The organism is Fredinandcohnia onubensis, assembly GCF_002734285.1.
GTDB classification, from domain to species: Bacteria; Bacillota; Bacilli; order Bacillales; family Bacillaceae_L; genus Ferdinandcohnia; species Ferdinandcohnia onubensis_A.
The window spans coordinates 187503-208662 of the sequence record NZ_NSEA01000003.1 but is presented as its reverse complement, the minus strand read 5'-3'; the positions used below and the strand labels follow the sequence as shown (position 1 = coordinate 208662).

Below are 21160 nucleotides of genomic sequence, written 5' to 3'. Positions count from 1 at the left end.
ATATCTTATCTACACTGAAAATAGTAAATTTAAAGGTTTAAACTCCAACTTTTTCAAGTAGCTTCTTATTCTTTTCAACTGCTAAAAGTCTGTTTACTGCATTCACATATGCTCTTGCAGAAGCTTCTAACACGTCTTGTGCAGAACCTCTCCCACTGCTTTCAACATTTTCATGTTTTACTTTTACAAATACCTCTGCAAGTGCGTCACGCCCTGCGCCTACAGATTGGATTCGGTAATCATCTAATGTGATTGAAATACCGAAGCAACGTTCGAGTGTATTGTAAAGTGCTTCAACACTTCCTGATCCTGTTGCAGCCTCTTGGATTTGGTTACCTTCACGATCTGTTAAGGTAATTGTTGCTGTAGGAATTTGGTTTGTACCGTATTGAACTTGCAAAGAAGTTAATTGATACATATCCTCTACATTCGCTACCTTCTCATCTACTAATAATGTGATTAAATCATCATCAGTAATTTCTTTCTTTTTATCTGCTAAATCTTTAAATAGCTTAAATACACGATTCACTTCTTGATCATCTAATGTGTAACCCAATTCTAAAATACGGTTGCGGAATGCGTGTCTACCTGAATGCTTTCCTAGTACCATTGAATTTGATTTCACACCTACTAATTCTGGAGTGATAATTTCATAAGTCGTTTTTTCCTTTAACACTCCATCTTGGTGAATACCTGATTCGTGCGCAAAAGCATTTCTCCCAATTACTGCTTTGTTTGGAGGAATAATCATACCTGTTAATTTACTTACTAAATCACTTGTACGCTTGATTTCATCCAACTTTAATCGAGTGTGTGCTTTGTAGAAGTCCTGACGAATATGGAGTGCAACTGCAACCTCTTCTAATGAAGCGTTACCGGCCCTTTCACCAATTCCATTGATGGTTCCTTCTACTTGTAAAGCACCATGTTCAATAGCTGATAATGAATTTGAAACAGCCATTCCAAGGTCGTCATGACAATGCGTAGAAAGGATAACTTTATCAATATTCGGTACGTTCTCTAGTAAATAGGTAAACATTTTTCCGTATTCTTCTGGTGCTCCATACCCAACTGTATCTGGTAGATTAATTACATTCGCTCCTGCATCAATGACTTCTTTTACGATTTTAGCTAAGAAATCTAATTCAGTTCGGCTTGCATCCTCTGCAGACCATTGGATGATTGGGAAGAATTTTGATGCATATTTTACACTCTCTACAGCTGATTGAATCACTTGATCTGGTGTTTGTTTAAGCTTATATTTTCTATGAATTGGGGATGTAGCTATAAAGGTGTGGAGACGAGGCTCCGCTCCACCCTTCAAAGCTTCCCAAGCACTATCGATATCACTTTTTACAGCTCTTGATAAACCCGTAACAGAAACATTTTTGATGGTTTCAGCAATTTGTTTAACTGACTGAAAATCACCTTCAGAGGCAGCTGGGAATCCGGCCTCCATGACATCCACATTGAGTCGTTCCAGTTGCTTAGCAATTTCAAGTTTTTCGTGAAGGTTTAAGTTTACTCCAGCAGACTGTTCTCCATCTCTTAATGTAGTGTCAAAAATATTAATTTTCCGCACTGGCACCCACCACTTCTTTCACTTGTCTTTGTTTTACGAAAGGCATCATTGCACGAAGTTTCTTACCTACTACTTCAATTTGGTGTTCAGCTTCAATTTTGTTAATAGCATTGAATTCTGGACGATTTGCTTGGTTTTCAAGGATCCAGCCTTTAGCAAACTTACCTGTTTGGATATCTTTTAATACTTCTTTCATTTCTGCTTTTACACTGTCAGTTACGATACGTGGTCCAGTTACGAAATCTCCCCACTGAGCTGTGTCAGAAATTGAATATCTCATTCCAGCTAAACCTTCTTCGTACATTAAATCAACGATCAGTTTTAACTCATGTAAACATTCGAAGTATGCAACTTCTGGTTGATATCCAGCTTCGACTAATGTTTCGAATCCTGCTTTAACTAATGCAGAAGTTCCACCACATAATACTGCTTGCTCACCGAATAGGTCTGTTTCAGTTTCTTCTTTAAATGAAGTTTCTAGAACGCCCGCTCTAGCTGCTCCAATTCCTTTTGCATAAGCAAGTGCAATTTCTTTTGCATTTCCTGTTACGTCTTGCTCAATTGCAAATAATGCTGGTACTCCTGCACCTTCAGTAAATGTACGACGTACTAAATGTCCTGGGCCTTTTGGCGCTACTAAGAAAACATCTACGAAGTTTGGTGGTACGATTTGGCTAAAGTGAATGTTAAAACCATGAGCAAATACTAATGCATTTCCTGGCTCTAATCCTGGTTCGATTTCTTCTTTATATACCTTAGGTTGGTTTTCATCTGGAAGTAATACCATAATTACGTCCGCTTGCTCTGCAGCTTCTTTAACAGAATAAACTTGTAGTCCATCATTTTTTGCTTGCTCAAAAGATTTTCCTTGACGCAAACCAACAATTACATCAACGCCACTTTCACGTAAGTTCAGTGCATGTGCGTGTCCTTGTGAACCGTAACCAATGATAGCAACCTTCTTATTTTGTAGTACTGAATCATTAACATCTCCGTTATAATATACCTTTGTCATTTTAAAATCTCTCCCTTATTAGAATTAAGTTATATATTTTAATGTGATTAAAACCTTAAGTTGATGAAACGTATTTAAACAATAGAAATATTCTTTGGATTTGAAGCTGTTTTTTGGTTACCTCTTGTGAAAGCAGTTGTGCCTGTACGGGCAACTTCTTTAATGCCGTATGGCTTTAAGAGGTCAATTAAAGCTTCAACTTTTTCTGATTCTCCTGTAACTTGGATAACCAGACTTTCCTTACTTACATCAATAATGGATGCTCGGAAAGGATCTATTAAGCTATAAATCTCATTTCTATTTGATGGACTGGATGCTACTTTAATGAGAGCAAGCTCCCTAGCCACAATGGCTTGATTCGTAATATCCACGACCTTTATAACATCAATTTGTTTGTTTAGCTGTTTTGTAATTTGTTCAACAACCGTTTCTTCATCGAGATGAATCACAAATGTCATTCGTGAGAGTCCCTCTGTTTCGGAATGTCCCACTGTGATACTTTCAATATTGTAGTGACGTTTTGTTAACAGGCCAGTGATTCGGTTAAGTACACCAGCGCGGTTATTTACTAGTAATGTGATGATTCTTTTCACAGCTTAACACCTACCATTTCATGATGACCCTTTCCTGAAGCTACCATTGGGTATACATTTTCGAAAGGCGTCACATTAAAGTCCATAAGAACGGGTCCCTCGTATTCAAGTGCTTCTTTTAACACTTGCTCTGCTTCTTGTTCATTTGTAGCTCTTAAACCTTTAATTCCATAAGCATCAGCTAGTTTCATAAAATCTGGTTGATTAGGAATCAAGGAATGTGAGTATCTCTCTTTATAGAAGAGTTGTTGCCATTGTCTAACCATTCCTAAAGCTTTGTTGTTAAGAATGATGATTTTGATTGGTAGATTTAATTCATGAATGACTGAAAGTTCTTGCGAAGTCATTTGGAATCCACCATCACCTAATACGGCAACCACAGTTGAAGACTTTTCAGCTAACTGTGCACCAATACTTGATGGTAAGCCAAAGCCCATTGTTCCAAGTCCGCCTGATGTTACCCAACGATTTGGTTTTGTAAACTGATAGTATTGTGCAGCCCACATTTGATGCTGGCCAACGTCAGTTGTAACAATTGCTTCCCCATTAGTATATTTATAAATAAGTTCTATCAATTTTTGTGGCTTGAGTTCATCTTCTGATGGTTTATAAACAAGTGGATATTCTTCTTTCCATCCAGCTAGTTTTTCTCTCCATTCTCCGGAATCTCCAGGTTTACCATCTTGGTGAACTAGAGCTTTAAGAACCTCTTTTGCATCCCCTACCACAGGAATCTTAGTAGGTACGTTTTTCCCGATCTCAGCAGGATCAATATCAATATGTGCGACTATCGCATTTGGAGCAAAGTGTTCTAGGTTTCCAGTTACCCGGTCATCGAATCTGGCTCCAATACTGATTAATAGATCACATTCATGTAAAGCCATATTCGCTGAGTATGTTCCATGCATTCCTGCCATACCTAGAAATAAAGGATGATTAGCAGGGAATCCACCTAAACCTAAAAGTGTATGTGCTAAAGGGATATTTTGTTGTTCAACATATTCTCTTAATTCGTCTGCTGCTTTTGCATGTATAACCCCAGCACCAGCAAGAATGACCGGTTTCTTCGCTTGACTAACTGCTTCAACTAGCTTACGAATTTGCAGATGATTTGGGTGAATTGTCGGCTGATAACCTGGTAACTGAATTTCTTGATCATAATCAAATTCCGCTTCATTTGCTGTCATGTCTTTTGGAATATCAATTAATACAGGTCCTGGTCTTCCAGAAGTAGCAATATAAAATGCTTCTTTAATTATTTTTGGTAGGTCTTTAACATCCCTTACCTGGTAACTATGTTTTGTTATTGGCATTGTGATTCCAAGAACATCCGCTTCCTGGAAAGCATCTGAACCAATTACTGATGAAGCAACCTGACCAGTAAATACAACAAGTGGAATTGAATCAATCATCGCGTCTGCTAATCCCGTCACAATATTTGTTGCACCCGGTCCAGAAGTTGCAATGACGACACCTGGTTTTCCTGAAATTCTCGCATACCCTTCAGCTGCATGTATACCACCTTGTTCATGTCTAGTTAATACATGAAAAATTCCTGAGTCATATAAACTATCATAAATATTTAGTACAGCACCGCCAGGATATCCAAAAATGACTTCTACGTTTTCCCTTTTCAATGCTTCGATTAGCATTCGGGAACCATTCATTTTTGTAGAAGCTTTAGTTTGATCTTCCACTTTTGCATTTACGCCCATTTTTTCTTACATCCCTTCCTTATAGTAAATAAATTTCTCTAAAAAAAAATAAAATGCCACTCCACCCACTAGACCAATTTCTTGGTCGAAGGGGTGAAAAGGCATTTAATACTTTCCACGGTACCACCCTTGTTCGCGATCTAAAAGATCACCTCAGGAACAACTATTGTTGTTCATTTTGATAACGGGTGAGCTGTTACCAAACACCCGGTTAGCTCTACTACAAATGTTTCAAGCTAACACTCTGAGGTGAGTTCATCCAACGGGATAACACCGGCTTCCAGCAATACCGGCTCTCTGTTGATATCTTTACGTTAGACTACTTATCCTCTTCAACGTTTATGAATATTCAATATTTTCAAGTTACATTTCTATTAGCTTTATGCCCTAGGTACCTCTTTAATACCTAAAAACATAAACGCTTTACACGATTGAAAACTTAGGTTGAAAAAATAATCCAAATCCATGACCTTCCAGCTTTTTAGTAAAAGGATGGGTTAGTTATGATAGGACTTTTCTAAGTTGCCAATTCACTTATTCATTTTCTTTTTTGGTAGAAAATATTTGATATTAGAGCCTATATTACGCCCATTTTTTATCGGAGTCAACACCATTTTAAAGAATTGTTAGATTATTTTGATTTGAAAAATTAACTGAATCCGCTTACAACTTAGAAATGACGCGGTTTTTAGAATTGAAAGAATTCGTTGAAATTTTTGTGACTGAAAATTATTATTTCAAGTGTGGCATTGGTAGGATTCTTTCAAGGTAAATCTACAATAACTGATCGGAGGAATTACTTAAATTTTGTTCTTTCTTGAGTCCGTTGGACAAACAAAAAAACACTTCAATTCATTTACATGAAAGAAGTGTTTGTGATTGATTATGTAAAATGGCGTCCCAGGAGAGATTCGAACTCCCGACCGACGGCTTAGAAGGCCGTTGCTCTATCCTGCTGAGCTACTGGGACATTTTAAATTTTTCCGCTAAGTTATTAGCGACATTTTTTATTATAGTCAGATAGGAATCAGATGTCAACACATTTTGAAGAAAAAATTTTAAAAGGGAGTATTTTTTACTCCCAACGCTATTGTATCATAAGTTTACCTTGGTTGATAACTCCTCAACAACATTTCCTTCACTATCGTAAAAAACAACATCAGCTTGATTATTTTCAACCTCTAATATTACATATGTTTTTTCCTTGCGCATTCTTGGCAAACGGAAACTACCTGGATTGATAAATAAAACATCATCAATTAATTCAGCCCCCGCAATATGTGAATGTCCAAAACAAACAATAGATGCTCCGACTTCTCTAGCACGATAGGAAAGATTCATTAATGACATTTTTACATTATATAAATGACCATGTGTCAAATATACCTTTAGCCCATTTAAAAGAACAATCATATCATTCGGGTAGTTAGAGTCAAAATCACAATTTCCTCTGACTACTGAAAATCCACTCATTTCTTCTGATTGAGATGACAACTCAGAATCCCCGAGATGAAGCATAAATTCAACATCATTCTTATGCCGCTCCTTAATGTCGAGTAATTCCTTTGTTAATCCATGACTGTCACTCAGAATTAATACCTTCATCTTTGAAACTCCTCATGATCTTTTAAAAGCTCGTCTAGCTTCCTAAGTGCATTTCCACGATGGCTGATAAGATTTTTCTCATCTTTTGATAATTCAGCCATTGTTTTACCCTTAACAGGCACAAAAAAGATTGGGTCATAGCCGAATCCATTCTCCCCAACAGGCTTATCCGTAATGACACCCTCACAGGTTCCCTCTACAATTTCCGTTTTTTCTCCAGGAATTGCCAAAGCTAGTGCACAATGGAATCTAGCCGTTCTTTTTTCATCGGGAACACCTTTTAATTCTTCTAATACTTTATTAAGGTTATCCACATCATTTTTATGCTCACCAGCATATCTTGCAGAATAGACACCTGGTCTGCCTTCTAGGTGGTCAATTGCAAGTCCAGAATCATCTGCTATAACAGGTATGTGCAGCTTTTTTGCAATAGCTTCTGCTTTTATTTGGGCATTTTCTGCAAATGTTTTGCCCGTTTCTTCAATATCCTCTATATTGGGATAGTCGACCAATGATTTTACGTCTATACCTTTGCTTGCAAATAAATCTTTAAATTCCTTTACTTTCCCTTTATTTTTAGTAGCAATCATGATTTCCTTCACGTTAAGAGTCCTTCTTTCCGATTAAGTCTACTAAATCTCCTAATGCAGCTCTCTGAGCCTGAATCAACTCGATAATCCCTTTTTCGGCTAATTCTAATAATGTTTGTAACTGCTGTCGTGAAAAGGTCGATTCTTCCCCTGTTCCTTGAAGCTCAACAAACTCTCCCGCTCCAGTCATCACAACATTCATATCAACATTTGCAGCAGAATCCTCTATGTAATTTAAATCCAGGATCTCCCCTTTTTCAGGATCAATCCCCACTGAAATAGCCGCTAAAAAGTCTGTGATCGGAAATGTACTCATCTTTTTACCTTGATAGATTTTATGTATTGCCAGGACCATCGCCACAAAAGCACCCGTTATCGAAGCTGTCCTTGTACCACCATCCGCCTGAATGACATCACAATCAATCCAAATGGTTTTTTCACCGAGCTGCTCAAGATTAACAACTGATCGTAGAGCACGCCCAATTAAACGCTGAATTTCCATCGTTCTTCCTGAGATTTTTCCTTTAGTGGATTCTCTTATATTCCGCTGCTCAGTCGCTCTCGGGAGCATTGAGTATTCCGCTGTAATCCAGCCTTTACCAGATCCCCTCATAAAAGGAGGTACCCTATCATCAATACTCGCATTACAAATAACCTTCGTATCTCCAATCGTAATTAAAACCGACCCCTCAGGATGCTTGATATAATTCACTTCAAACTGAATCGGCCGTAACTGATTATGTAATCGTCCATCAACTCTCAAAAACTAAAACCCCCCTGTCTGTCCTTTAAAAAGCAGGCTAAACACTGCCCACCATCCTTTATATAGTATAGCAAAATTTTGTTTTTCTATCGTCTTCCAAAAGAAAAAGGTGTGAACAAAGTCCACACCACTACTCTTTTTAGAAACTACCTGTATTCACATTTGCTGGACGTGTTACTGGTTCAGTTAGGGATTTCCCATCCTCAGTAACCACGTCTTCACTTCCATTTACCGTGATAGCAACACTTTTCACTTCAGGCTGCTCCGTTAAAGATAGTACTAATGAGTTAATAACATGCTTAGAGATCATTTTCTCGTTAAAGCTACCAAAGATAGCTTCGTTAAAATCTAGAGTAACATTACCATCTTCGACTTTCGCACCTAGTAGTTTTACATCTTGGTGAATTTCGCTTATTAAATTCGAAGACATATTAGGTCCGTCAATTAGCGCATTAACCACTGCAGAAACTCTGTCATCTCCAGTATTTTCAATACGCTTCGTTACAGGTACATAGTACTCCGCTTCTTCATTTTGCACATAGAAATAGAGTGTCACAGGGCGGCTATTTGTAATATCTACTACACCGCTGTTATCAATGTTAATCCCATCTGCTCTACTTAAATCCGTTGGAATTGGAGTACTATTAACAGGCATTTCATCCAATTTATAACCATTTACGCTAATTACAACGTTATTTACATTATCGAATTGGGTTAATGTCCAAGTAATGGCTTGTAAGATTTTTGCTTCATCCTCAGGATTATATGTGCCAAATTCCTTCGAGAAGTCCGCTGTGATCGTTCCATCTTCCAATTTCACATCCACAACCGTATCCTGTGGAATAACCGCTCTAAAACCATCTGGTATGATTTCATTTAACGGGCCACCCGCTACTAGGTATTCAAGTACTTGTCTCGCCGCAGCATCTGTCTTCGGAAGATCTACAGTATATGGTACTACGAGACCACTATTATCGATCAGATACAGGTCTCGTTTTACTGTTTCAGTTGTAGCTTCCTCTTGGTCAGTAGCCTCAGTAGCTTCAGTTTCTGAATTTTCCCCCTTTGCTACTGTCTCATCCACCGCTTCGTTTTTAGGTGGATCCATTTGTTTAACTTCTTCCTCTCCACCAAATAAGCCACATCCTGATAGTAGAACTGTTGAAGTAACAACTGTTGCAGCTATTGCAGATTTAGTTATTTTACGCATTCTTTTCCCTCCTAAGGCAGTTTGTACTACTATGTATACGAGCCCTCTTTTCAAATTAGACCGCTTTTTCATGAAAAAAATGGACAAAATGTTTTGATTTTAGAAGGAAATAGATTGTAAAATAAAGGGGTAATACTTAAATTTTCCGAAAGGTAGTGTTGTGATTGATTATTAAAAAGCGTACTGAACCTCTTGAATTACAGCTCCTTAAGTCTATCCGAGCACGAAAGAAAGTGCCTGAAAAAATTGAGAATCAAATCATTACGCTCGAAAAAGGTTTCATTGGAGAAACAATGTTTGACCAGCGTATGGAAAGTCTTTCACTCGATTCCCTCACCATCAACGACTTGCTTCTAGAAACGAACAGCACTCATTATCAAATTGATTCACTGCTTATTTCTCCACCCAAGATTCACATATTCGAAGTAAAGAACTTTGAAGGTGATTACATAATAAAAGGAGACCAATGGAAAAGCTTATCAATTGGGAAAGAGATCAGGAATCCCCTTCTACAGCTATCCCGAAGTACCTCTTTGCTTAGACAATTGCTCCAACAACTCGGTTCCAACCTCACCGTCGAAGGCCACCTCATTTTTATAAATCCAGAATTCTACCTCTACGAAGTTCCACCAAATCTACCAATTGTATTTCAGCCTCAACTTAATCGTTTTATACGCTCCTTGAATGCACAGCCATCAAAAATTTCTAATACACATCATACGTTAGCAAAGAAGTTGCTTTCGTTACATATTAAAAAGTCACCTTTCTCATTGCTACCAAAATATAGTTTTGATGAGTTAAAAAAAGGGATATTGTGTGGAGAGTGTTGGAATGGGTTTATGGAGGTTGGGAATCAATACAAGCTGGTTTGTGGTAAATGCAGGAATAGTGAGGATATTGATGCAGCTGTAATTAGAAGTGTGGAGGAGTTAAGACTACTTTTTCCGGATCTGAAAATGACAACGAAGACGGTTTTTGATTGGTGCAAGGTTATAAAAGATAAAAGAACTATCAGAAAAATCCTTGCCAATAATTACACTTTCGTATCATCGGGAAAATATTCATATTATGAGGTTAAAGAGTGATTCATGTTATCACAATAATGTTAATTTGTACTCATAAGTGGAATGCTGTTCTGGTTCAATATATAATTCTTTCGTTTCAGGTTATTTAGTTTTTTCGTTTGAACGTGCACCGCTAAACTATTCTTGCGGGACATGCTCACTCTTTTTCCCTTCGAGCGTGTACCGCTAAACTACTCTTGCGGGACATGATTACTCTTTTTTTCTTCGAGCTTGTACCGTTAAACTATTCTTGCGGGACCTGCTTGCTCTTTTTTCCTTCGGGCTTGTACCGCTAAACTATTCTTGCGGGACATGCTTACTCTTTTTCCCCTTCGAGCGTGTACCGCTAAACTACTCTCGCGGTACTTGCTCAATCTTTTTTTCATCTGGCTTGTTCTGCTAAAATTCTTGCGGTGCATGCTTACTCTTTTTTCCTTCGAGCTTGTTCCGCTAAACAACTCTTGCGGTGCATGCTTACTAATTTTTCCTTCGAGCTTGTACCGCCAAACTACTCCTGCAGGGCATGCTGCCTTAAAGCATGCATCTTTAACCCAAGACTCTCTACTCACGCAACACGCTACCTCTATTACACGAAGAACGTGCACCTCAATGCCCTAGCATCATCCCAACTTACCGTATTTCCAATAAACAAAAAAAGCCCCACCAAGGGCTTTTTTCTCTGATCCTACAATTTCACCGATTTCACATTATACACCGGTTCTTCAAACCAGTTGCTGGCGATTTGTTGGAAGATTTCTTTTTCGCCTGTTGTGAGGAACAGGTGGCCTTTTTTTGACGTTTTTTTATTCAGTAGTCCGCTATAGAATAGCACTGTACTCACTTCACGGGCTGTTTCGGCGCCGGAGTCAATTAGTTTGATTCCATCTCCAAGATAGTTCCGAATGGTATTATGAAGTAATGGATAATGGGTACAACCAAGAATCAAGGTGTCGATTTCTTTACCCCGTAAGACCTCTAGAGATTCAGCCACAATTTGTTCGGCATGGGGACCAGTGAACTCTCCTGCCTCGACGATTGGAACAAATCTTGGGCATGCGAGACTTTCGACATTGATTTGATTGTTGATTGATTTTAGAGCATCTACATAGGCACCACTTTCGATCGTGTTGACTGTGCCGATAACTCCGACATAATTATTTTTTGTAACCTTTAAAGCGGTTCTTGCTCCTGGGTAGACGACACCGATTACGGGAATTGAAAGCTCAGCTTGTATTTCATCCAACACTAGGGCAGTCGCCGTATTGCATGCAATGACAAGCATTTTGATTTTATGTGACAATAAATAGTTCGTCAGCTCCCATGTAAACTGACGAACTTCCTCTATAGGTCTGGGTCCATACGGACACCTAGCGTTATCACCTAAATATATGATTTCTTCGTTTGGTAATTGTCTAATTATTTCCCGAGCAACGGTTAAACCGCCTACCCCTGAATCGATAACTCCGATTGGTCTGTTCAAATGATTCGCCTCATTCTACTCGCATTTCTTGATGTAATTTTCTAAGACTCTTTTCGAGTTGGGTAACTTCTTCACCAGAGAAGTTTTCCATGATTTCTTGTAGGTAATCTTGTCTTTTCTTGATTACCTCTTCGATAATACGTTCTCCTTCTTCAAGTAAATGAATTCGAACGACACGACGATCTTTTGGGTCTTTTACGCGCATTACAAGCGAATTTTTTTCCATGCGGTCTACAAGATCTGTTGTCGTGCTGCATGCCAAGTACATTTTATTTGATAATTCACCAATTGTCATGTCTCCAAGTTCAAGTAACCATTGAAGAGCTATAAATTGGGGTGTAGTGATTGTAAAATTGCTAAGGATTTCTCGGCCTTTTTGTTTAAGTAAGCCTGAGATAAAACGAAGTGATTTTTCGATATCTGCGATTACTTGGTAGTCTTTTGTTTCATTGCTCTCTTTAACAGTCATTACATCCTCTCCTAGTAAATTGTTAGTGGTAAAACCAACTGATTTCTCTTGTATTACAGTTGCTTCATTGTATGCAAAATGTTAAGGCGCATCGTTTTAAGTAAAAAAACTATATTATTCTTATTTTCTACTTTTTTCGCGCAAAAAGCAAGTTGAAGTTATTTAGGAAATATGTAAAATGCCCTAAATAAGTAACCGGCTACCCTACAAAAGTAAAGGGTAGCCGGTAATACTTAAAGTTCAAGTTCTCCCATACGAAGGAGCTCTACAACTGCTTGAGAACGCCCCTTTACTCCCAGCTTCTGCATCGCATTCGATATGTGGTTACGAACTGTTTTTTCGCTTATGAATAGCTCACTTGCGATATCTTTCGTTGTTTTGTCTTGAACTAGTAATTCAAAAACTTCTCTTTCTCTCTTTGTTAGTAGCGGTTTTGGTTGAAACTCTTTCTCCTTCAAGTATTGTAACCCTCCTTGCTAAGGTTCAAGCTGAACTACTGGATGGGTATATATTTAGTCACCATATAATATGAGAAGGAGAGTGTTGCTGTGACTGTTAAAAGGGTGATATGTAGACTTTTTTGCGTCCATTTTTAGATGTATTGGTATTTTTGTTTTATTTGACTCATATATTATAGGTTAGATGATTTTTTAACATTTGCTTCATCTCTTCAGACCATGGTTCACCTTTTCCTGTTCGCTTTGACATTTGAACAAGTGTACTCCTACCGACAAAACAAACGGATCCTTCTTTATCTTTAGCCATATAATGAATATCCATTGAGGAATTGCCAAGCTGATTTATTTTCACATACAGTTTAAGCTGTTCACCGAAATAGACTTGTTTTAGGTAGTCACATTGTTGGTTTGCAACTACCGGGATTGTTTCGCTTGATTTTTCAGTCCATCTTTGCATAAACCCTACATGATTAAAATATTGAATTCTTGCTTCCTCAAAGTAAGCAAAGGGGACTGTGTTGTTTAAATGTCCAAACATATCTGTTTCGGAAAAGCGTACCTGAATTGTTTGATAAAATTCAAATGTATTCTCCCATGTCTCAAATTCATCGATATACGTAATATGCTTCATTCCAATAGCTCCCTTACATAAGATTATTCAAATCATTGTTAAGTGGTGCGTTATTCTAATGGGGAAATTTTATGCCTTATTATGAGGTATACATTATAAACTCTTCGTAAAAAAAGCACTCCTCCATATGACATGAAGGAGTGCTTTCAATGTTTCTATTAGACTTGGTCACTACCAAACATATTTCTGAATGCTTGGATAGATGTATCTCTGTTTAGAGCTGCAATTGAAGTAGTGAGTGGAATACCTTTTGGACAAGACTGTACACAGTTTTGTGAGTTACCACAGTTTGCAAGGCCTCCATCTCCCATAATTGTTTCTAAACGTTCAGCTTTATTCATGGCACCAGTTGGATGCGCGTTGAATAAACGAACTTGTGATAATGGCGCTGGACCAATGAAATCAGATTGGCTATTAACATTTGGACATGCCTCAAGACAAACACCACATGTCATACATTTTGATAATTCATATGCCCATTGACGCTTTTTCTCAGGCATACGAGGTCCAGGACCCAAGTCGTATGTTCCATCGATTGGAATCCAGGCTTTAACTTTTTTCAATGAATCAAACATTCTACTACGGTCAATTTGTAGGTCACGCACGATAGGGAATGTCTTCATTGGTTCAAGTTTAATTGGTTGTTCAAGTTGGTCGATAAGTGCTGAACATGATTGGCGAGGTTTACCGTTGATAACCATTGAACATGCACCACAAACCTCTTCTAAACAGTTCATATCCCAAGTAATTGGGGCAACTTGATTTCCATTGATATCTACCGGATTACGACGGAATTCCATTAGCGCAGAAATTACGTTCATATTTTTACGGTAAGGTACCTTGAATTTAATTACATATGGTTCAGAATCTGGAGTATCCTGACGAGTTACATGAAATTCAACTGTTTTTTCACTCATCTTACTTTGCCTCCTTATTCTTAGTATAGTCACGTTTACGTGGTGTGATTAATGAAGTATCTACGTCTTCATAATGGAATGCAGGCGCAGTTTCCTTCCCTGTAAATTTAGCCATAGTAGTTTTTAAGAAGTCCTCATCATTACGATCAGGGAAATCAGGCTTATAGTGTGCTCCACGGCTTTCGTTACGGTTATATGCACCAATTGTAATTACACGTGCTAATTGAAGCATGTTTTGTAATTGACGAGTAAATGTAGCACCTTGGTTGCTCCATTTAGATGTGTCATTGATATTAATGTTTTTGTAACGTTCCATAAGCTCTTGAATCTTTTCATCAGTCTTTAAAAGCTTGTCATTGTAACGAACAACTGTTACGTTATCTGTCATCCATTCACCAAGTTCTTTGTGAAGGATGTATGCATTTTCAGTACCATCCATTGCCATGATGTTATCCCATTTCTCTTGCTCTTGTTTTACATGGCTATCGAACACAGTAGAAGAAATGGAATCTGTACCTTTCTTAAGGCCCTTGATGTAATTAACTGCGTTTGGACCAGCAACCATACCACCGTAGATAGCTGATAATAGAGAGTTAGCACCTAAGCGGTTTGCTCCGTGCTGTGAAAAATCACACTCTCCTGCAGCAAATAATCCAGGGATATTCGTTTGTTGATGATCGTCAACCCATAGTCCACCCATTGAATAGTGAACAGCAGGGAAGATTTTCATTGGTACTTTACGTGGATCATCACCCATGAATTTTTCATAGATTTCAATAATTCCACCTAATTTGATATCAAGTTCTTTTGGATCTTTATGAGAAAGATCTAGATAAACCATGTTTTCACCATTGATACCTAGCTTCATATCTACACACACAGAGAAAATTTCACGTGTTGCAATATCACGAGGAACTAAGTTTCCGTATGCTGGATATTTTTCTTCTAAGAAGTACCAAGGCTTTCCATCTTTATATGTCCATACTCGTCCACCTTCACCACGAGCGGATTCACTCATTAGGCGAAGTTTGTCATCTCCAGGAATCGCTGTTGGGTGGATTTGGATAAATTCACCGTTTGCATAATATGCACCCTGTTGGTACACAATTGATGCAGCAGATCCAGTGTTGATAACTGAGTTTGTAGTTTTACCAAAAATAATTCCAGGGCCTCCAGATGCCATAATAACAGCATCAGCAGGGAATGATTTAATTTCCATTGATTGAAGGTTTTGCGCTACGACACCACGACAAATTCCCTCATCATCTTGGATTATTCCGAGGAATTCCCAGCCTTCGTACTTTGTAACTAATCCTGCTACTTCGTGACGGCGAACTTGCTCATCTAATGCATAAAGCAATTGTTGACCTGTTGTCGCACCAGCGAATGCAGTACGGTGATGTTGAGTTCCTCCGAAACGACGGAAATCAAGTAAACCTTCTGGTGTACGGTTAAACATTACACCCATGCGGTCCATTAAGTGAATAATTCCTGGTGCCGCTTCGCACATAGCCTTAACTGGCTTTTGGTTTGCTAAGAAGTCTCCACCATATACTGTATCATCAAAGTGGATCAAAGGAGAATCCCCTTCACCTTTTGTATTAACTGCACCGTTTATCCCACCTTGCGCACAAACAGAGTGAGAACGTTTTACAGGTACGAGTGAAAATAAATCAACTTGTGTTCCTTCTTCAGCAGCTTTGATGGTAGCCATTAACCCGGCTAGTCCACCACCAACTACGATAACTTTTCCTTGACTCAAAGTAACTCACTCCCCAATAAAGAGATCGTTCATCTTGTGTAAAAAAATGTGAACGTTCTAATTTTCATATTCTTAAACGAAAGCAAAAATTGTAGTAACACCTACTATTGATAAAGCAATGAAAATAATGATTGTTACATATGTTGCAATTTGTTGTGAACGAGGAGTTATTGTTAGCCCCCAACTTACAGCAAATGACCATAGACCATTTGAGAAATGGAAAATTGTAGAGATTACACCAACAAGATAGAAAATAAGCATTGCAGGTGAATCTAGGATATTCTCCATCATTTGGAAGTTAACTTCTGCTCTCCCTAATGCATAAGCAATTCGCGTTTCCCATACATGCCATGCCACAAAAATAAGAGTAATAATACCAGATATACGTTGTAAGAAGAACATCCAGTTACGGAAGAAACCGTATCTACTCACATTGTTCTTTGCAGTAAAGGCAATATACAGACCATAAATTGCGTGAAATAATAATGGTAGATAAATAATAACTACCTCTAGAAGGATTCTAAATGGAAGATTCCCCATAAAACCAGCAGCACTGTTAAATGCCTCTTCCCCTCTTGTCGCAAAGTTATTCGCCATTAAGTGTACGATTAAAAACACCCCAACAGGTATTACACCTAATAATGAATGAAGTCTGCGATTAAAAAATTCACGATTACCAGCCATACTTTAACCCCCCTTAGTAATAAAACGTGCCCACACGGCACTCCCTTGTAATGTTTCATCCTGTATAAATATGTAAAAGGACGATATAAAAACTGATAACTGAAAACCTTTGCAGGAATCTACAAATTTATTTTTGTAGATAAATAGACAAATGCTGCATGTAATTTTCTTTTATCAGTATAATGTAACAAATTCATTTTACTCCCATAAAGCAAGAGCGTCAAGGAAACAAATCCACAAATTATTCATAAAAATGATAATAATTGTACACATATGAATGTAGTAATACTAAATAAAAATCAATTCTCTCTGACAAAAAGAAACAAAAAATTCATGTTTTTCTTATACCCTCATGTTATATAATAAAGAATGGAGAAAGAGGGGAATGCAGTGAAGAACGTTAACATCAACGAACAAAACGTAAATATAAGTGAACAGTCTGTTTCCGTATTTGGGTACGAACTTTTACGAGAAGTTTTAATTCCTGATATTCTCGGGAAAGAAACGCCACAGATTCTATATTGGGCTGGAAAAAATCTTGCCCGCAAGTTCCCCTTACCTACGACGGAAGAAGTCATTTCATTCTTTCATGATGCTGGATGGGGAGACCTTAAGGTAGAACGTTTGGATAAAAACTCCATTGAATTTCATTTGGAGGGTTCGATCGTATCTACTCGCTTTAAACGAAGAGATATTTGTACATTCCAGCTTGAGTCTGGCTTTCTTGCCCAACAAATTCAACAACAGAAAAATCGAATCACTGAAAGCTTTGAACAACAAAAAAGAAGAGCTCAAAAAATTATATTTACGGTAAAATGGGATCCAAAAGATATCACCGAAGAATAAAAGCCTGCACATTTCGTGCAGTTTTTTTTATTACAAAAAAAGGGGGTCCAAATTCCTTTGAACCACCCATAAATTTCAATTATAGTTTTACCTTAGCTTTTTCTTCTTCAACCGCAGCTAAGTTAAATGAGTCATGCAAAGCTTCAACTGCACGAACCATATTGCCTTGCTCAAGAACTGTAGAAACTTTAATTTCAGATGTACTTACCATTTTCACTTCAATATTTTCCTTTGCAAGCACTTGGAACATATCAGCTGCTACACCTGGGTTTGAAACCATTCCAGAACCAACAATTGAAACCTTTGCTAACCCATCCTCATGTTCGATACTTTCATATTTCAATAAATCCTTGTTATTCTGTAAAACAGCAAGTGTGTCACGTAAATCAGGTGTTTTTACAGAGAATGAAATATTTGTATGATTTTGATCTGTCATATTTTGAATAATGATATCTACATTTAAACCATTTTTTGCAAGTGTGCCAAAAATAGTAGAGAGTGTATGCAATTCATTCGGTAATCCAGATACTGTTACCCTTGTAATTTGGTCTTCAAAAGCAATTCCCCTAACAACAAGATTCTTTTCCATTGAAACTTCCTCCTCAATAATGGTTCCATTTTCTAGCTCTAAGCTTGAACGAACTTCAAGCGGCATTTCGAAGTTTTTCGCAAATTCCACTGCACGTGGATGGAGTACTCCAGCACCAAGATTTGCAAGTTCCAGCATTTCATCATAAGAAATGGAATGAAGTTTACGCGCAGTCGGAACTACGCGAGGATCGGTTGTGTATACACCTGTTACATCTGTGTAGATATCACATTTATCCGCATTTAATGCCGCTGCGAGTGCGACTGCAGTTGTGTCGGAACCGCCACGACCAAGAGTAGTAATGTCTCCTGAACTGCTGACTCCTTGGAATCCAGCAACGACAACGATTTTTCCTTCTTTTAAGCTTTTATATACTCTTGATACCTCAATATTTTCAATACGGGCATTGCTATGTATAGCCTCTGTTTCAATACCAGCCTGCCAACCTGTATACGATACGGATTCATACCCTTTTTCTTGTAAAGCCATAGATAATAATGCAATTGTTACTTGTTCACCTGTGCTTAATAACATATCCATCTCGCGCTTACTTGGCGCGCTTGTAATTTCATTAGCTAAACTTACAAGCTGATCGGTTGTCTTCCCCATTGCCGAAACAACAACGACAACTTGATTCCCTGCTTGCACTTCTTGAATAACTCGACTTGCAACATTCTTAATTCTATCTGGTGACCCAACAGAGGTGCCTCCAAACTTTTGTACGATGATCCCCATGCCCTCAACCCTCTCTAAAATAATCAAATGCGCCTTGGCGTATTTGGGCCCGATTTTTTTAGGCCCACACGAGGTGGGTCACAAAGACGTTGCCACAGGAAGTGGCGTTCTTAGTCTTTGATCTTACACTCGAAAAGTTTCCTTTGAAAAATCGTGGCATCCGCCGGAGGCTTTAACTTTATTCAGTAGAAGTGAATGCTTCTACTGAATAAAGTTAAAAAAAACAGCAATGAGAAATTATCTCATTGCTGTGATATACGTAAACATACTACGTGTCACTTCGTGAGATAGCCCTCCAAGATTGAATCATCTTGACAATCCTATGTCTCTTAAACATAAGACCAGCACAAAAAGGTATGAGCCTTTTTACACTTCGGCGAACTTTCCTTTCTGCAATGATCGTAAGGGCTCATACCCCTCCAATTGCATACTGATAAAGATCGCACCTCTATCTTCACTTCAACGTGTTGAAGTGGAATATTATATTATTAAGGATTATATCAGACTATTTTTTAAATAGCAACGCCTATTCTTTTAATTTTTCGTAAATTGCTTCAGCTGTCTGTTTAGGTATATTGGCTTTTTGAATATCCTCAATACTAGCTTCCTTTAACTTCTTGATAGAACCAAAGTGCTTCAGTAGTGCTTTTTTACGTTTTTCCCCTACTCCCGGAATATCATCGAGTACAGATTGAAATGCGTTTTTTCCACGGACTTGACGATGGAAGGTAATCGCAAAACGGTGTACTTCATCTTGAATTCGTTGAAGAAGATAAAATTCCTGACTGTTTCTAGGTAGTTCCACAATTTCAGGCGGGTCTCCGATTAAGAGCTCGGAAGTTCTGTGTTTATCATCTTTTGCAAGTCCTGCTAGTGGAATTTCTAAGCCTAATTCATTTTCAAGAATGTCCCTAACCGCAGCAAGATGACCTTTACCTCCGTCAATTATGATTAAATCTGGTAATGGAAGGTCTTCTTTTAAAGCACGGCTATATCTTCTCCGTACAACCTCCCTCATTGATTCATAATCATCAGGACCTTGAACTGATTTAATTTTATACTTTCTGTATTCTTTTTTATCAGGTTTTCCATCAGTAAACACAATCATGGCAGAAACAGGATCTGTTCCTTGTATGTTGGAATTATCAAACGCTTCGATTCGATGAGGTGTATAAATACCTAACTTCTGTCCTAAATTTTCAACAGCCTTAATCGTACGTTCTTCATCTCTTTCAATCAGGGCGAACTTTTCCTTTAGCGCAATTTTTGCATTTTTAGTAGCCAGGTCGATTAATTGTTTTTTCTTCCCTCTACTAGGCTGGTGAACGGTTACTTCTAGTAATTGCTCAACAATGTCACGGTCTATTGAACTAGGAAGCAAAACTTCCTTTGGTTTAAAATGATTATCTTTTAAATAAAATTGACCAAGATAGGTTAAGAAGTCTTGTTCAGGCTCGTTGTAAAAAGGAAATAGAGAAACATCCCGCTCTATTAATTTCCCTTGACGAATAAAAAAGACTTGAACACACATCCAGCCCTTATCATAGGAATAGCCAAATACATCACGGTCAATAAAGTCAGTCATTGTCATCTTTTGCTTTTCCATCGTCGTTTCAATATTTGCGATTTGGTCACGGTATTCTTTTGCTCTCTCAAAGTCGAGTTCTTCAGAAGCCTTTAACATTTTTTCAGTCAACTCGTCTTTGATTTCTTTATATCCACCATTTAAAAAGCGGATAATATCGTCTACCATTTTTTTATTGGTATCATCAGATATTTCATTGACACAAGGAGCAAGACATTGACCGATATGATAATATAGACAAACCTTATCTGGTAATGTTGAACATTTTCTTAAAGGATAAATGCGGTCTAATAGTTTCTTTGTTTCATTTGCAGCTTGCACATTAGGGTACGGTCCGAAATATTTGCCCTTATCTTTTTTTACTTTTCGAGTAATCAATAATCGTGGATGTTTTTCAGCAGTAATTTTGATAAAAGGATACGTCTTGTCATCCTTTAACATGATATTGTATTTTGGGTCATATTTTTTAATAAGGTTGATTTCAAGAAGAAGAGCTTCAATATTTGAAGAAGTTACAATATATTCAAAGTCCTCAATCTCATTGACAAGCCTTAAGGTTTTACCATCGTGTGATCCTGTAAAATAAGATCGAACACGGTTCTTCAGCACTTTCGCTTTACCCACATATATAACAGTACCTTGCCTATCCTTCATTAAATAACAACCAGGCTGGTCCGGTAAAATCGCTAATTTTTCCTTAAGATGATCGTGCATAGTTACCACTCCATCTACTATAAAATCAATTGCGTCTTAGTGAACTTGTTCTTAAGTTTTGACGTATCTTATATTGTAACATTTTTACGAAGAAGTTGTATGAGTAAAAATAGGAAGTCCCCTAAAACTGAGATCAAACAAAAAAAACAGCCC

General features: G+C 37.8%; 20 protein-coding genes, 1 tRNA gene, 1 riboswitch and 1 other annotated feature. Of the genes, 2 read left to right on the top strand and 19 right to left on the bottom strand.

The annotated features are described in order from the left end of the window. Window positions 1-37: 37 nt before the first annotated feature. The 9 genes from CKJ95_RS03840 to CKJ95_RS03800 form a co-directional block, all read right to left on the bottom strand. The gene (locus CKJ95_RS03840; RefSeq protein ID WP_099352077.1) at window positions 38-1582 is read right to left on the bottom strand and encodes a 2-isopropylmalate synthase; all 1545 of its coding nucleotides are present in this window, start codon (window positions 1580-1582) and stop codon (window positions 38-40) included. Next, complete coding sequence (ilvC, locus tag CKJ95_RS03835; protein WP_099352076.1) at window positions 1569-2597, bottom strand: ketol-acid reductoisomerase; 1029 nt, start codon at window positions 2595-2597, stop codon at window positions 1569-1571. Before ilvC ends, CKJ95_RS03840 begins: the two co-directional genes overlap by 14 nt. A gap of 74 nt (window positions 2598-2671) precedes the next feature. Next, the gene (gene ilvN / locus CKJ95_RS03830) at window positions 2672-3190 is read right to left on the bottom strand and encodes an acetolactate synthase small subunit (RefSeq protein ID WP_099352075.1); all 519 of its coding nucleotides are present in this window, start codon (window positions 3188-3190) and stop codon (window positions 2672-2674) included. Then, window positions 3187-4905 (bottom strand): acetolactate synthase large subunit, encoded by a 1719-nt coding sequence (gene ilvB / locus CKJ95_RS03825; protein WP_099352074.1) that lies wholly within the window; start codon window positions 4903-4905, stop codon window positions 3187-3189. The genes ilvN and ilvB overlap by 4 nt, the downstream gene beginning before the upstream one ends. Before the next feature lie 86 nt (window positions 4906-4991). Next, window positions 4992-5250, bottom strand: a binding site (T-box leader). A gap of 548 nt (window positions 5251-5798) precedes the next feature. Further along, a tRNA-Arg gene (locus CKJ95_RS03820) sits at window positions 5799-5875 on the bottom strand. Between the two features lie 125 nt (window positions 5876-6000). Then, window positions 6001-6510: a metallophosphoesterase gene (locus tag CKJ95_RS03815; RefSeq protein WP_099352073.1), complete on the bottom strand. Its 510-nt coding sequence runs from the start codon at window positions 6508-6510 to the stop codon at window positions 6001-6003. After that, window positions 6507-7112, bottom strand: a complete 606-nt coding sequence (locus tag CKJ95_RS03810) for an XTP/dITP diphosphatase (protein WP_099352072.1) — start codon at window positions 7110-7112, stop codon at window positions 6507-6509. The genes CKJ95_RS03815 and CKJ95_RS03810 overlap by 4 nt, the downstream gene beginning before the upstream one ends. Before the next feature lies 1 nt (window position 7113). Next, on the bottom strand, window positions 7114-7863 hold the full coding sequence (rph, locus tag CKJ95_RS03805; RefSeq protein ID WP_099352071.1) for a ribonuclease PH: 750 nt from the start codon (window positions 7861-7863) through the stop codon (window positions 7114-7116). A 139-nt stretch (window positions 7864-8002) separates the two neighbouring features. After that, a complete protein-coding gene (locus CKJ95_RS03800) occupies window positions 8003-9073 on the bottom strand; it encodes a GerMN domain-containing protein (protein ID WP_099352070.1) in 1071 nt (356 codons plus the stop codon). 164 nt (window positions 9074-9237) lie between these two features. Here CKJ95_RS03800 and CKJ95_RS03795 point away from each other — a divergent pair, with 164 nt between their 5' ends. Next, a complete protein-coding gene (locus CKJ95_RS03795; protein ID WP_099352069.1) occupies window positions 9238-10158 on the top strand; it encodes a nuclease-related domain-containing protein in 921 nt (306 codons plus the stop codon). 218 nt (window positions 10159-10376) lie between these two features. On the opposite strand, the gene CKJ95_RS03790 is transcribed toward CKJ95_RS03795, so the two are convergent. The 8 genes from CKJ95_RS03790 to CKJ95_RS03755 form a co-directional block, all read right to left on the bottom strand. Beyond that, a complete protein-coding gene (locus CKJ95_RS03790; protein WP_099352068.1) occupies window positions 10377-10706 on the bottom strand; it encodes a hypothetical protein in 330 nt (109 codons plus the stop codon). A gap of 116 nt (window positions 10707-10822) precedes the next feature. Continuing rightward, window positions 10823-11617: a glutamate racemase gene (racE, locus tag CKJ95_RS03785; RefSeq protein ID WP_099352067.1), complete on the bottom strand. Its 795-nt coding sequence runs from the start codon at window positions 11615-11617 to the stop codon at window positions 10823-10825. A 10-nt stretch (window positions 11618-11627) separates the two neighbouring features. Next, the gene (locus CKJ95_RS03780) at window positions 11628-12086 is read right to left on the bottom strand and encodes a MarR family winged helix-turn-helix transcriptional regulator (protein WP_099352066.1); all 459 of its coding nucleotides are present in this window, start codon (window positions 12084-12086) and stop codon (window positions 11628-11630) included. Between the two features lie 233 nt (window positions 12087-12319). Then, window positions 12320-12544 carry a spore germination transcription factor GerE gene (gene gerE, locus CKJ95_RS03775; RefSeq protein ID WP_010678342.1) on the bottom strand — a complete coding sequence of 75 codons (225 nt, stop codon included), beginning with the start codon at window positions 12542-12544 and terminating at the stop codon, window positions 12320-12322. A 166-nt stretch (window positions 12545-12710) separates the two neighbouring features. After that, the gene (locus CKJ95_RS03770; protein WP_099352065.1) at window positions 12711-13175 is read right to left on the bottom strand and encodes an acyl-CoA thioesterase; all 465 of its coding nucleotides are present in this window, start codon (window positions 13173-13175) and stop codon (window positions 12711-12713) included. Between the two features lie 158 nt (window positions 13176-13333). Further along, entirely contained in the window at window positions 13334-14092 is a 759-nt protein-coding gene (gene sdhB, locus CKJ95_RS03765) for a succinate dehydrogenase iron-sulfur subunit (protein WP_099352064.1), read from the bottom strand. A 1-nt stretch (window position 14093) separates the two neighbouring features. Beyond that, window positions 14094-15854, bottom strand: a complete 1761-nt coding sequence (gene sdhA / locus CKJ95_RS03760) for a succinate dehydrogenase flavoprotein subunit (protein ID WP_099352063.1) — start codon at window positions 15852-15854, stop codon at window positions 14094-14096. A gap of 72 nt (window positions 15855-15926) precedes the next feature. Continuing rightward, window positions 15927-16538, bottom strand: a complete 612-nt coding sequence (locus tag CKJ95_RS03755) for a succinate dehydrogenase cytochrome b558 subunit (RefSeq protein WP_099352062.1) — start codon at window positions 16536-16538, stop codon at window positions 15927-15929. 390 nt (window positions 16539-16928) lie between these two features. Here CKJ95_RS03755 and CKJ95_RS03750 point away from each other — a divergent pair, with 390 nt between their 5' ends. Then, the gene (locus tag CKJ95_RS03750) at window positions 16929-17384 is read left to right on the top strand and encodes a YslB family protein (protein ID WP_257215710.1); all 456 of its coding nucleotides are present in this window, start codon (window positions 16929-16931) and stop codon (window positions 17382-17384) included. A 79-nt stretch (window positions 17385-17463) separates the two neighbouring features. On the opposite strand, the gene CKJ95_RS03745 is transcribed toward CKJ95_RS03750, so the two are convergent. Then, window positions 17464-18708 (bottom strand): aspartate kinase, encoded by a 1245-nt coding sequence (locus CKJ95_RS03745; protein ID WP_099352060.1) that lies wholly within the window; start codon window positions 18706-18708, stop codon window positions 17464-17466. A 280-nt stretch (window positions 18709-18988) separates the two neighbouring features. Then, window positions 18989-19167: riboswitch (Lysine riboswitch) on the bottom strand. A gap of 67 nt (window positions 19168-19234) precedes the next feature. Continuing rightward, entirely contained in the window at window positions 19235-21007 is a 1773-nt protein-coding gene (uvrC, locus tag CKJ95_RS03740) for an excinuclease ABC subunit UvrC (RefSeq protein WP_099352059.1), read from the bottom strand. Window positions 21008-21160 lie beyond the last annotated feature (153 nt).